Below are 11699 nucleotides of genomic sequence, written 5' to 3' on the forward strand. Positions count from 1 at the left end.
CACAGCGTGTCGCTCTCCGGTATCGAGATGACCAGCCGGTCCTGTCTCGCGAAAGGAGATCGGCCGAGATGAACACGCTGGGGGGCGACCGAGCCGCGCCGACACCGCATCGGAACGCGGCGGGCGGGACCGTGTTGCTGGTGGGCGAGACCCTGATGCGCCGGACCATGACGCCACGACTGCACGACCTGCGGATCGGCCAGGTGCACCAGGCCACCTCGGCCGCGGCCGCACTGGAGTTCGCCGCACTGGCCGGGCCGTGCGCGCTGGCCGTGGTCGACCTGGTCCCGCCGGACACCGAGGGCATCCGCCTGGTCCGCGAGCTGAAATCCCGTGGCTGGCCGCAGGTGCTGGTGGTGGTCTCGCCGGAGGAACCACTGGCGGTGGCCGCGGCCTTCCAGGCGGGCGCCCAGGGTTACCTGCTGCGGCCCGGCCGCGAGGTGGCGGTGCCGGATCCGGTGTGGGAGCTGAGCAACCGGGAGATCGACGTGCTGCGGCTGGTCGCCGACGGCCGGTCCAACAAGGACATCGGCGGCGAACTCGGCCTGTCCGCGCGCACCGTGGACACCCATCTGTGGCGGATCGGCCGCAGGCTGGGCTCCGGCGACCGCGCGCTGCTGGTCACCCTGGCGCTGCGGGCCGGGATCATCACCTGACCCCCGCCGCCTACGTGACGGCGGGGGCGGCGGCTCGTCAGCGGGTGGTGATCAGCTCGGGTTCCGGCAGTGCGGCGGGCGCCCGGCGCAGGATCACCCCGGCCAGCACCGCGGTCCCGGCCACCAGCACCCCCAGCGCGGCCAGCGTCAGGGCGTCCGGCGCGGCGATGGACTGCCCGCGCAACGCCTGCCAGGTCACCAGCGCGATGATCCCCGCGTAGGTCCCGGTGCCCAGCCACACCAGCCGCGAGCGGGTCAGCGGATCGGCCAGCCGCGGCCGCCGCCGGGCGGCGATGCCCAGCCCCAGCGCGAGCAGCGGCAGGGCCTGCATGGCGTGGATGCCGATGAAATGCGGGATGCGCAGGTCACCGCCGGTCAGGCTCCACCCGGTCAGCGGCATCCCCGGCCCACCGTCGGGCACGCCGACGCTGTGCGCGCCGACGGTGGGCTGATGCAGCCCCTGTTGCAGCACCTGGAGCTGGTCCGCGGTGGGACCGGTCATCAGGAAGGCCAGGCCGATGCCGACCGAGCCGAGCACGATGCCGCCGCGGATCGCCCAGGCCATCGGCCGGTCCGGCAGCCGGTCCTTGAGCAGCGCGATGCCCTGGGCCATGTTCAGCAGCCAGGCCACCGTGATCATGGCGCCCATGGTCTGGAACAGGAAGGCGTCGAACGGGGTGCCGTTGTTGAAGTGGCTGCCCTGACCGCGCACCACCTGGAAGACGATGATCACCACTTCCAGGGTGGTCAGCACCGCGATGGCGGTGGCCGTCCACCAGGTCCAGCGGCGGCGTTTCTGTTGCAGGGACAGCATCCAGGCCCAGGTGGGCAGGTAGACCAGCAGGGACACCGAGAACTTGAGCGGTTTGCCCCAGATCGGCTCACCGCGCAGCATCCGGTCGTCCAGTGCCAGGCCGGCCAGCGACACCACGGTGGCCAGCGCCATCAACGCGGTGGCGATGAGCAACGGTCGGTGCCAGTGCCGGATCGGGAGTAAGGCAGGGCGGAACATCTCAGACCTCCAGGCGAGAACTACTGTCTCTCTGACCGCGCGCTATCGATACACTAGCTATCGATAGCCAAAGTATCAAGGAGGCTGCCGTGCGCATCGGGGACCTGAGCAAGCTCACCGGGATCCCGGTCCCGACGATCAAGTACTACCAACGCGAGGGCCTGCTGCCCTACGGCGAACGGGCCGGCTACAACCAGGTGCACTACGCCGAGGAACACCTGCGGCGACTACGCCTGGTGCGCGCGCTGGTCGATCTCGGGCGACTGCCGATCGCCACCGCGAAACAGGTCCTCGAAGCGGTGGACGAGCCGGAGAAGGACCTGTTCAAGTCACTCGGCCAGGTGCACTACGCGATCACCGAACGGCCCGGCGACGCCGAACCCGCGACCGAACCGGTGCACGAGCTGCTCGGGCGGCTGGGCTGGCAGGTCAGCGAGGAGAACCCGTCCCTGACCGCACTGGCCGGACTGCTCGGCACGCTGACCGAGCTGGGCCACACCGAACTGCTGACCAGACTGGACGACTACGCCGCACTGGCCGGGCAGCTCGCCGCGCTGGACGTGGGTTTCCTGGAGCAGCGGGGCAGCCAGGACGAGGTGCTGGAGTCCGCGGTGGTGATCACGCTGCTGGGCGATGTGCTGGTCTCGCTGCTGCGGCGGATGGCCCAGGAGGACCGCTCGACCCGGTTCCGGGAGTCCTGACGGCTCAGCCGCGCTGGCCCTGGAGCCACTGCCCCGCCAGCCGGATCAGCTGGGAGCGGCGGCGGGTGCCGAGCTTGTCCCTGACCGCGTCCAGGTGCCGGTGCACGGTGCGCAACGCGATGCCCAGTTCCTCGGCGATCTCCCGGTTGTCGTAGCTCTTGGCCAGGCAGCGCAACACATCCAGCTCGCGCGCGGTGAGCCGGGGCCGGTCGGCCTCGGCCACGATCGCGGCGGCCAGCTCGGCCGGGAACACCGGACCGGAGCACACCGCGATGACCGCGGCGGCGAGTTCGGCCGAGGGCGCGGACTTGGCCACGTAGCCGTGCGCTCCGGCCCGGATCGCGCGCAGCACCTCGGACAGCGGGGCCTGGGAGAGCACCAGGATCCGGGTGTCCGGGCGGTCCGCACGCAGTTCGCCGACCAGGTCGACGCCGTCGTCACCGCCCAGGTGCAGGTCCAGCAACACCACCGAGGGCCGGTGCGCGCGCACGGCGTCCCTGGCCGCGGCCAGGTCCCCGGCCTCCAGCACCGTGTGCCCGGCCCTGGCCAGTCCGGCCCGCACACCCTCCCTGGTCACCGGGTGGTCGTCCACCACCAGCACGCTCACGCCGACCTCCGCTCCGGCGGCAGGCTCAGCTCGACCTCGGTGCCCCGGCCCGGCCTGCCGTGGATACGGGCCACCCCGCCGAGCCGGTTCAGCCGGGCCCGCACACTCAGCAGCAGGCCGAGCCTGCCGTTGGCACGCAACGAGTCCTCGTCGAAGTCGAAGCCGATCCCGTTGTCCCGCACCACCACCGTCACCGCACCCGCCTCCTCCAGCACACTGAGCCAGACCCGGCGGGCCCGCGCGTGCTTGACCACGTTGCTCAGCGCCTCGCGCACCGCGGCGAGCAGTTCGGCGGCCACCGCCTCGGCCACCGGCACCGGCCCGGCGGTCACCACCTGCAGGTCGAGTTCCCGGTGTTCGGCGGCCAGTCGTTCCAGCGCGGCGGTCAGCGAGACCTCGCCCTCGACCACCGGATCCGGTTGCGGCACCACCAGATTGCGCAGGTTGCGCTCCTGCCTGCGGATCTCGGCCAGCAGCGGCCGCAGGTCCCCGGCGGCCACCGGTCCGGCCGCGGCCAGGTCCGCGCCACCGCGGTGGATGGCGGCGAGTTGCTGCAGCACCTCGTCGTGGATGCGGGCGGCCAGCCGCTCCCGCTCGGCCAGCCGGGCGGCCTGGTCACCGGCGCGGGCGGCGTGCTCGGCGAGCCGGGTGAACTGGCGGGCGGCCAGGCCGACGCTGGCCCCGAGCAGCACGTGCGCCAGCGCGGTGCCGGTCAGCTCCAGAACCTCCACAAAGGACAGTTCGAGCAGCGGGGCGCCGTTGAGGGCATAGGACAACGGCAGCACCCCGGCCACCACCAGGCCCGCGCCGATACCGCCTGCCACGTGGTGCACCGCGGCCCAGGCCGCCACCGCGGCCATCGGGTAGGCCGAGGTGATCGAGGGATGGTTGGTCAGCACGTGCCCATGCGGGTGGATCAGCCCGCCCGCCAGTACCAGGCCCACCGCCAGCGTCAGATCCAGCACGAGCACCGGGATGGAACGCCGGACCGCGGCCAGGGTCAGCCACAGCGTCCAGCCCAGGGTGACCAGCAGCGCCACCGCGGACAGCACCGGGGTGACGGACTGAGCGCCCACCCCGGCGATGAGCGCCATCCAGGCGAAGGCGAGCCAGCGATAGGCCAGCACCAGCCCCATCGGGGCCGGATGCCTGCCCATCGGGGCATCGAGGTAGCCACGCACGCTGTTTCACCCCCCAGAATTCCGGCGCGACACTACCGAAGGGGAAACAGATGAGACCGGGCCTCAGCGAGATCGTCGGCGCGCAGTTCGCCTGGTGGCAGCTGGGTTTCCGGCTGCGTCGCACGATCGGGCGGCACTGTGGGCAGGGCCGGGCGCACCCTGATCAACACGTCTGGACCGTGGCCACCCGCTGGGCGCGTCAGCTGCTGGCCGCGCCGTGGTGGTGGCGGCTGACCAAGACCACGCTGGTCACCGGGTTCTCCGTGCTGGGGCTGGCGGCCACCGCGGGCACGCTGTACGAGCGGTTGTCCGCGGCCTTCGCGGTGAGCGCGGCGGTGCTGGTGGTGGTGCCGGTGGCGGTGCTCTCCGCGTGGCGGCACACCCGCCTGGCACGCGCGGTGCTGCGGCTGTGCCCACCGCTGGAGGTCAAGGCGCCCAAGGGAATGCCGGCGGTGCGGCTGGTCTCGGCCGGGCTGCTGGTGAGCCTGGCGGCGACCTCGCTGGTGTTCGTGGTGTGGCAGGAGCACACCGCGGTGCACGGCTGTGCCAACCGACCGGTTGAGCCGGAGGCGCACCGCTGGTGGGTGACGCGCGGCGGTCGGGACGGGGTGGGCTGTCCGCTCGGCGGGGTCGAGCGGACCGCCCAGGGCGAGCTGGCGGTGCGGACCGAGCGGGGGGTGGTGCTGACCAGGGCACCCGCGCTCGGCCTGGTCACCGTGTCGGCGGACCTGTTCGACGCCTGGCAGGCCAGTGGCGGGGCGGCCGGGCCGCTCGGCGGGCAGATCGAACTCCAGTCCGCCGACGGCGCCAGCGAGTACGTCAACTTCAGCGGCGGGCACCTGGTGCGCGCGCCCGGCCAGTCACCCCGGCTGGTGCGCGACCGGCCCTACCTGCGCACCCTGGAGGTGGGGGTGTGCGTCGGGCCGGACCGGCCGTGCCTGGTGCGGGCCAGCCGGATCGGAGGGACGATCCGGCTGGGCTGGCACTGGGGCAACGCCGATGCCTACAACGTCTCCTGGTGGTCGGAGGGCGGCTTCGACGTGGTCGGCACCGAGGTGGCCGGGACCGAGTTCACCGTCACCGGCATCGATCCCGGCCGCGCCTACGGCATCGGTTTGCAGGCCTGCGACAAACAGTTCCTGCGGAAATCCCGCTGCACCCAGAAAGCGGAATACATCGTCAGGCCGTGATCAGACCACGGCCTTCCACTGCTGGTTGTTCCCGCCCCAGCAACCGGACTGGATGATGTCCGTGCCGTGCGTCTTGGCGGCGTCCTTGACGTCCAGGCATTTGCCGCCGGTGTGGGTGGGCAGGAATTCCCGGTAGCCGTCGCTGGTCTCCCGCTGCCACCAGCGCTGGTTGGTCCGGCGCTCACAGTTGGCCTGGAGCACGTTCGCCCCGGAGTGGGTGCCAGCCCAGGCCACGTCCAGACACTTGTCGCCGCTGTGGCGGGGCCGGATCTCGTAGACGTTGCCGCCCACGTGGTTGACGTCCCACCGCTGGTGCGCGCCGCCGGTGCAGTTGGCCAGGCGGACATCGGCGGCGTGCTGGGTGCTGGCGTCCACGACCTCCATGCACATGGTGGGCGCGTGCCTGGGCACGAGCTGCACGTTCTCGTAGTCACCGGCCGCGTTCGCGGTGCCAGCGGACAGCAGTCCCATGGTGGTCATCAGCATTCCGGTGGCCAGAGCGGCGGCGGCTGTTCTGCGATTGCGCATGTTCTCTCCTTGGTTCGTCCTGCCGCCACAGCTTGCCGAGTGTCACCGGGGCGCCAACACGTCCAGGAATTCCCAATTCCGCTGGGTATGTTTACCCACGCCGCCGGAAAACTCGCTGGACGCCCACCCGGTCTTCCCGGTGTGATCAGCCCAATGGATATCGACGAAACGCTGGTGCGCGAGCTGGTCGCGGCGCAGTTCCCGCACTGGGCGGACCTGCCGGTGACCCGGGTGGCCAAACCGGGGGTGGACAACGCGACGCTGCGGCTGGGCGCGGACATGTCGGTGCGGCTGCCCCGGTTCGAGCGCTGGATCGGCCAGGTGCACCGCGAACAACGCTGGCTGCCGGTGCTCGCGCCACGACTGCCACTGCCGGTGCCGATCCCCCTGGCGCAGGGCGAACCCAGCGCGGCCTACCCGTATCCGTGGTCGGTCTACCGCTGGCTCGACGGCGACCGCGCCGACCAGGTCCCGCTCGACCTGCGCCTGGCGGCCCTCGACCTGGCCGAGTTCCTTCTTGCCCTGCAAGCGATCGAGACCACCGATGGCCCGCCACCGGAGTGGAGCAACGGTTTCCGCGGCGTGGACCTGGCCGATCCGCGCGACTCCCCCGTGGTCGCCAACCGCCTGGAATCCCGGATCGCGGCCCTGCATGGCCTGACCGACACCGACGCGCTCACCGAGGTGTGGCGGGCCGGACTGGCCGCCCCGGCCTGGGACCGGCCGCCGGTGTGGGTGCACGGCGACCCGGACCCCGGCAACCTCCTGGCCACCGACGGCAGGCTGTCCGCGGTGATCGACTTCGGCACCCTCGCCGTCGGCGATCCGGCTGTCGACCTGATCCCGGCCTGGACCTGCTTCGACGCCGATTCCCGGGCGGTGTTCCGCGAGCGGCTCGGCGTGGACGCGGCGACCTGGGCGCGCGGCCGGGTGTGGGGGCTCTCCGGAGTGCTGCCCTCGCCGGAGACCCTGGCCCCCGACCACCCCGGCTCGGTTGTGGCGCACCGCAAACTGGCCGGGATCATCGCGGACCTGCGCGGCTAGAGCGGGTCCAGCGACACGTCGTCGAGCTGCACCCAGGTGTCCTTGCCGTCCAGGGCCCAGACTCCGCCGAAGACCTCGATCTCACTGCTGTCGGCGAGGAAATCGACCTCCAGCCGGGTGTAGTCGCCGAGCTGGCCGAACTTGCGCTCGGCCAGCACACCGGCGTCCCGCCGCACGCCGAAGTAGCCGTCGGTGGTGCTCGCCGAACTCCGCACCCAACCGGACAGTCGGTAGCGCTGTCCCGGCCGCACCGCGAGCCGCTGCGACACCGCGTGCCAACCGCTGGTCTCCCGCACCCAGGCGTTGTTCGCCCCGGTACGCGCCAGACCGGCGCCGTAGTCGATGCCGCCCTTGCCGGTGATCGTCCACGGACCGGCGCCCGCACCGGCCGGACGGTCCTCGAAACCGCCGTCGGACAACAGGTTCGGCGCCGGCAACGCCTGGTCCAGGCGCAGCCGCATGAGCTTGGAGTGGTAGGGACCCCACTGCGACATGACGAAGAAAACCTCGTTGCTGTCGGCGCTGTCCGGGTGCAGGAACGCGCCGTAGAGCGCCGGGAAATCGGTGCCGCGCACCACCACCCGGCCGCCGGTCCACGGTCCGGTCGGGGCGGGCGCGGTGCGCAGCACGATCGCGGCCCGGCTCTCGTCGAGGGTCAGCGCCACCCAGCGCCGCAGCACCGTGTTGTACTGCACCGACAACTCGCCGACCTGGCCGCCGAAGACCGGGATCGCCCGGTCCAGGCCGCCGAGCCGCCAGCCGTCGGCTGTCCAGTACTCATAGACACCCAGGTCCAGCACCCGGTGCTCCGGCACCCTGGCCAGATGCGCGGCGCCGAAACGGCCATTCGGCGTGCCGAACAGGTAGACATGGCCGCCGTGCTTGGCGAACGCGCCGAGCTGGAACCGGGCCCCGCCACCGGAGTTCGGCCAGCGCAGCGCCGGATCCTTGACCCAGGTGCGGCCGCCGTCCTCGGAGTAGGCGAGCCCGGCGTAGTTCGTGGTCCACGGCCCCCAGCTCCTGATCGACATGTAGTGCACGACGTCCCTGGTGCCCGTGGCCACCCCGGCGGTCGGGATGACGGTGATCTCCGAGACCGCCGGATCGCGGTGCAGCAGCTCCGCGGCGTGCCCAGGCCGGTCGGTGATCATCGAATCGATGTTCAGGCCGTCGGCCAGGTTGGAGTCGGTGGAGTGGGCCAGCACGTTGAACCGCCAGTCCGCGGTCTCCGGCCCGGCCCCGTGACCACCCCAGCCCGCGCCGTAGGTGTCGCCGAACATGATCGCGGTCCGGCCCCGGCCGTCCCGCCACATGATGCCCAGATCAGTGGCGTGCACCGCGAAGCGTTCCCTGGTCCTGTTGATGTCGTCGGCGCCCTGACCTGCGAGGAGCGCGACCGTATTGGCAACGGTTAGCGCCGGTACTGCCGCTGCCGGAACGATGATCGCCATGCCCAGCACCAGCCCGGTCACCAGCACCGCGATACCGCGGCGGTTCATCCCCATGGCGCCCATCCTGGCCCATGCCGGACCCGCCGCGGGTGCTCTGTCACCGAGGGCTGGAGGCTGACCAGCACAATCCGCACCACGGCGCCGCCAAGACTGGGGGTTGAGGCAATGCCACGACGGGAACGACCACTTGATCCGGGCGACAGCGACCTGCTTCGTTTCGCCACCGACCTGCGACGACTGCGCGAGAAGGCGGGCGGGCCGAGTTACCGGGCCATGGCCACCCGGGCGCACTACTCCGCGGCCAGCCTGTCCGAGGCCGCGGGCGGCCGCAGACTGCCCACCCGCAGCCTGACCCTGGCCTACGTCCGGGTCTGCGGCGGGAACCTGGCGGAGTGGGAGCAACGCTGGCGGCGGCTGGTCTCGGGCGCCTGCCCGGTGCGCAGGCCCTGCTGCTGATCAGCAGTTCGGCGAGCCCCACGGCCGCGGCCCGTGCCCGCCGACCGGCACCTTGACGATGAACTGGCAGCGCGGCACCTCGTCCAGGTTGTGCACGTTGCCCACGGTGAGGATGGCGGCCGGGCGGGTGGTGCCGGTGCGGGACTCGTGGAAGTTCACCCGGCCCGAGGCGCCCTGGAAATCGCCGAGCTGGGTGAGTTCCTGGGCGATGGCACCGCGGTGCGGCAGGTGGTCGGCGGCCTCGGCCGAGCGGCCACCACGTGGATCGGGCACCCGGTCGCGGATCTGGTTGCGTTCCACCGCGGCCAGGAACAGACCGGCCGCGTCATAGGCCAGGCCGATGCGTTCACCTGGCCAGGGCAGGTGCTCGCCCTTGGTCGCTTCCCTGGCGAAGGCGGCCACCGCCTCCGCACCCGGACCGCCCTGGGTCAGGTTGCGGAAGGTGCGGTAACCGGCGCAGAAGGTGTTCAGCGGCTGGGTCGCCTCCGGCCCGCCGCTGGCCACCCCCGCCACCAGCGATTCGGGCGCGCCACCGTTGCGGCAGGACCGCCCGGCCAGCACGATCCGGGTCCCCATCGACACATAGGACACCGCGACCTGGTTGAACTCATCCCGCCGGCGCAGCTCGGCCTGGGAGACGAACCTGGCCACGCTGTCCGCGCCGATCACGGTGGGGCGGTTGAGATCGCACTGCTCGACCACCTCGCGCAGGAACTCCGGGAAGTCGTACTCCCGGCCCACGAAGAAGGCGATCCGGTCCTGCCCGCACTCGATCCGGACCTCGCCGACCCGCCGCTCCCACGGCCGTTGCGCGCCGCGGTCCGGGCCCAGTGCCTTGGCGGTCAGCGTGACCAGGCTTTCCAGGTAGTTGTCGGAAAGCCTCGGGTGGTAGATGGTCACCGGCTTGCCCGCCCAGCGCGCGTACTCCGCGATCAGCTCGGCCTCCACCTGGTTGCCGGGCACGATCTGGAAGTACAGCGGCGAGCGGTCCGGCAGCGCGTCCCCGGTCAGCGTGGTGGCCACCACCGGCACGCCGAGGTTGCCGATCGCGCCGATGGCGCTCTCGGTGGCCGGCACGGTCAGGCCCATGCCGACCACGCCGAGCACGGTCTGATCCGCCCGCAGCAGTTCGGCCAGCAGCTCGTCCACCACGGTGCGGGCCGCGGTCATCTTGTCCCCGCCGTTGGCCACCACGATCCGCAGCAACGGTTTGACCTGGTCCTTGTGGTTGTGCTGGCGCTGCCGGATGAGCAGCCCCTCCAGCTCCTCGGAGGTGGAGGCGTCGGTGCCGGCCTCCGCGCCGGGGTGGGTCAGGTCGGCGAAGTAGACCAGGGAGACCAGCGGCCGCCGCGGGTTCTCCGCGTGCAGGCTCTTGGCCAGCTCGTTCTGCTCGAACAGGGCACGTTGCGCGGCCAGCAGCCGGTCGTCCCGGCCGAAGACCTGGGCGGCGGAATCGCTGTAGCCAACGCAGGTCGCCTCCGCGGGCAGCCAGCGCACCGCCACCCCGGTCGAGGCGGTCACCGGCAGGCAGTCGCCCTGCCAGCGCACCAGCAGCGACTCCGCGCCCAGCAGGCTCGCCGCGACCAGCAGCACGGTCAGCGCGGCCGCGATGACCAGCCGCCGCGCGGCCAGCGGGGGTTTGCGTGGCCGGACGACCTGTTCGTGCCAGGCGGATTCGTCGGCCTCCAGCAGTGGTTCGTCCGCGCCGGGCAGCCGCAGGAAGACGAACCGGGCGTCCTCGCGCAGGGACTGCCTGCGCCGGGGCAGCTCGTGGTACCAGCGGTCCACCTCCACCTTGGCCCGGCTGACCGGCGCGGGCCTGGTCCCGTCCGGAAACCCGGCGGGTTTGGCGTCGGCGGTGGCCACCACGAACAGCGGATCGTGCGCGGTGGACTCGTTGCGCACGTCGTTGATCAGCCGCAGCAGCTCCCAGCCGCCGTTGTCCTCGGTGATCCCCTCCAGCAGCAGCACCACGTACGCGGTGCGCCGCCAGCGCCGGGGCCGCAGCCGCAGCGGCCGGTAGGCCCGGCGCAGGTCCTCCAGGAAGGCGTGCACCAGCAGCTTCTTGAGCTGGTCCAGGTTCTCCTCGTCCCGGCGGCCGGGGGTGAGGCGTTCGGCGAACCCGGCGAAGCTGGTGGAGTGGCCGGGCACCATGAACGGCTGCTTCATCAGCCAGCGCGGCACCGCGCCGAAGGGCCACACGCCGTGGCTCCACAGCCGGAACCGGACCGGCCGGTGCCAGGCCACCAGCAGGAAGGTCAGCGCCTGCAACCACCACGGCACGGCGTCGCCGGGGCCGGGCTGCTGCTGGGCGTGCGGGCGGCCGGTGGCGCCGTACCAGTCATGCAGGGACTCCAGCACCCGCGCGCGGCTGCCGCGACCGGCGGCCGGCTGGTGGCAGGTGAGCCAGTCGGCCAGGCCGTAGTGCCGGAACCGGCTCAGCCTGGCGCCGAAGCGGTCCGCCTCCAGCAGGTGCCACAGCTCGTCCAGCAGCGGCAACAGCGGCGGTTCGCGATCCTCGGCGGCGCGCTCGACCCTGGCCCGCACCCTGGCCTCGGTGGCGGCCACGTCGATCCGGGCGTGCCGCACCCTGGGCGGTCCGGCGGCGTGCAGCCAGGTCTCCAGGCCGGTCTGGGTGTTCCAGTCCGCGCTGCCGCGCAGCAGGCACAGGAACGGGGTCGGCCGGTCGCCCCGGATCTCCCCTGACCTGCGGCGGAACCGCCAGCGCGGGCGGTCCAGCAGCCGGGCGACCTGGGTCAGCAGCGCGTGCAGGCCACGAAAGGACGGAGTTGCCACCGGCTTACTCCCCGTTCCTGGGTCGCCACCCACCGTGACGACCTGGAGAAGGGGGAGTCTAGGTGCGCTGCTCCGCG

At 72.1% G+C, this 11699-nt stretch carries 11 protein-coding genes; 5 read left to right on the forward strand and 6 right to left on the reverse strand.

Features of this window, described 5'->3' with window-relative positions; translation table 11 throughout:
- The first annotated feature begins 68 nt into the window (after positions 1 to 68).
- A complete protein-coding gene (locus tag HNR67_RS32800; protein WP_185006151.1) occupies positions 69 to 656 on the forward strand; it encodes a response regulator transcription factor in 588 nt (195 codons plus the stop codon).
- Positions 657 to 693: 37 nt separating this feature from the next.
- Here HNR67_RS32800 and HNR67_RS32805 read toward each other — a convergent pair whose 3' ends face one another.
- Complete coding sequence (locus HNR67_RS32805; protein ID WP_185006153.1) at positions 694 to 1668, reverse strand: hypothetical protein; 975 nt, start codon at positions 1666 to 1668, stop codon at positions 694 to 696.
- A gap of 89 nt (positions 1669 to 1757) precedes the next feature.
- On the opposite strand from HNR67_RS32805, the gene HNR67_RS32810 reads away from it, so the two are divergent.
- A complete protein-coding gene (locus HNR67_RS32810) occupies positions 1758 to 2369 on the forward strand; it encodes a MerR family transcriptional regulator (protein WP_185006155.1) in 612 nt (203 codons plus the stop codon).
- 4 nt (positions 2370 to 2373) lie between these two features.
- On the opposite strand, the gene HNR67_RS32815 is transcribed toward HNR67_RS32810, so the two are convergent.
- Positions 2374 to 2976 carry a response regulator transcription factor gene (locus HNR67_RS32815; RefSeq protein ID WP_185006157.1) on the reverse strand — a complete coding sequence of 201 codons (603 nt, stop codon included), beginning with the start codon at positions 2974 to 2976 and terminating at the stop codon, positions 2374 to 2376.
- On the reverse strand, positions 2973 to 4157 hold the full coding sequence (locus HNR67_RS32820) for a sensor histidine kinase (RefSeq protein WP_185006159.1): 1185 nt from the start codon (positions 4155 to 4157) through the stop codon (positions 2973 to 2975). The genes HNR67_RS32815 and HNR67_RS32820 overlap by 4 nt, the downstream gene beginning before the upstream one ends.
- A 50-nt stretch (positions 4158 to 4207) precedes the next feature.
- Here HNR67_RS32820 and HNR67_RS32825 point away from each other — a divergent pair, with 50 nt between their 5' ends.
- Positions 4208 to 5347: a fibronectin type III domain-containing protein gene (locus HNR67_RS32825; RefSeq protein WP_185006161.1), complete on the forward strand. Its 1140-nt coding sequence runs from the start codon at positions 4208 to 4210 to the stop codon at positions 5345 to 5347.
- On the opposite strand, the gene HNR67_RS32830 is transcribed toward HNR67_RS32825, so the two are convergent.
- Positions 5348 to 5875: an RICIN domain-containing protein gene (locus HNR67_RS32830; RefSeq protein ID WP_185006163.1), complete on the reverse strand. Its 528-nt coding sequence runs from the start codon at positions 5873 to 5875 to the stop codon at positions 5348 to 5350.
- Between the two features lie 153 nt (positions 5876 to 6028).
- Here HNR67_RS32830 and HNR67_RS32835 point away from each other — a divergent pair, with 153 nt between their 5' ends.
- A complete protein-coding gene (locus HNR67_RS32835) occupies positions 6029 to 6919 on the forward strand; it encodes an aminoglycoside phosphotransferase family protein (protein ID WP_185006165.1) in 891 nt (296 codons plus the stop codon).
- Here HNR67_RS32835 and HNR67_RS32840 read toward each other — a convergent pair.
- On the reverse strand, positions 6916 to 8424 hold the full coding sequence (locus tag HNR67_RS32840) for a DUF4185 domain-containing protein (RefSeq protein WP_185006167.1): 1509 nt from the start codon (positions 8422 to 8424) through the stop codon (positions 6916 to 6918). The genes HNR67_RS32835 and HNR67_RS32840 overlap by 4 nt on opposite strands.
- Positions 8425 to 8535: 111 nt before the next feature.
- Between HNR67_RS32840 and HNR67_RS32845 the strand changes: the two genes are divergently transcribed.
- Positions 8536 to 8826, forward strand: coding sequence for a helix-turn-helix domain-containing protein (locus HNR67_RS32845; protein WP_185006168.1), 291 nt, complete (start codon positions 8536 to 8538; stop codon positions 8824 to 8826).
- Here HNR67_RS32845 and HNR67_RS32850 read toward each other — a convergent pair whose 3' ends face one another.
- Positions 8827 to 11622 (reverse strand): amino acid ABC transporter substrate-binding protein, encoded by a 2796-nt coding sequence (locus HNR67_RS32850; protein ID WP_185006170.1) that lies wholly within the window; start codon positions 11620 to 11622, stop codon positions 8827 to 8829.
- Between the last annotated feature and the right edge of the window lie 77 nt (positions 11623 to 11699).

It is taken from the genome of Crossiella cryophila (genome assembly GCF_014204915.1).
Classification (GTDB): Bacteria; Actinomycetota; Actinomycetes; order Mycobacteriales; family Pseudonocardiaceae; genus Crossiella; species Crossiella cryophila.

What these genes read in the sequence shown, in the direction of transcription:
- HNR67_RS32800 (WP_185006151.1), top strand. Translation starts at nt 69, where the DNA reads ATGAACACGCTGGGGGGCGACCGAGCCGCGCCGACACCGCATCGGAAC.
- HNR67_RS32805 (WP_185006153.1), bottom strand. Translation starts at nt 1,668, where the DNA reads ATGTTCCGCCCTGCCTTACTCCCGATCCGGCACTGGCACCGACCGTTG.
- HNR67_RS32825 (WP_185006161.1), top strand. Translation starts at nt 4,208, where the DNA reads ATGAGACCGGGCCTCAGCGAGATCGTCGGCGCGCAGTTCGCCTGGTGG.
- HNR67_RS32830 (WP_185006163.1), bottom strand. Translation starts at nt 5,875, where the DNA reads ATGCGCAATCGCAGAACAGCCGCCGCCGCTCTGGCCACCGGAATGCTG.
- HNR67_RS32835 (WP_185006165.1), top strand. Translation starts at nt 6,029, where the DNA reads ATGGATATCGACGAAACGCTGGTGCGCGAGCTGGTCGCGGCGCAGTTC.
- HNR67_RS32840 (WP_185006167.1), bottom strand. Translation starts at nt 8,424, where the DNA reads ATGGGGATGAACCGCCGCGGTATCGCGGTGCTGGTGACCGGGCTGGTG.
- HNR67_RS32845 (WP_185006168.1), top strand. Translation starts at nt 8,536, where the DNA reads ATGCCACGACGGGAACGACCACTTGATCCGGGCGACAGCGACCTGCTT.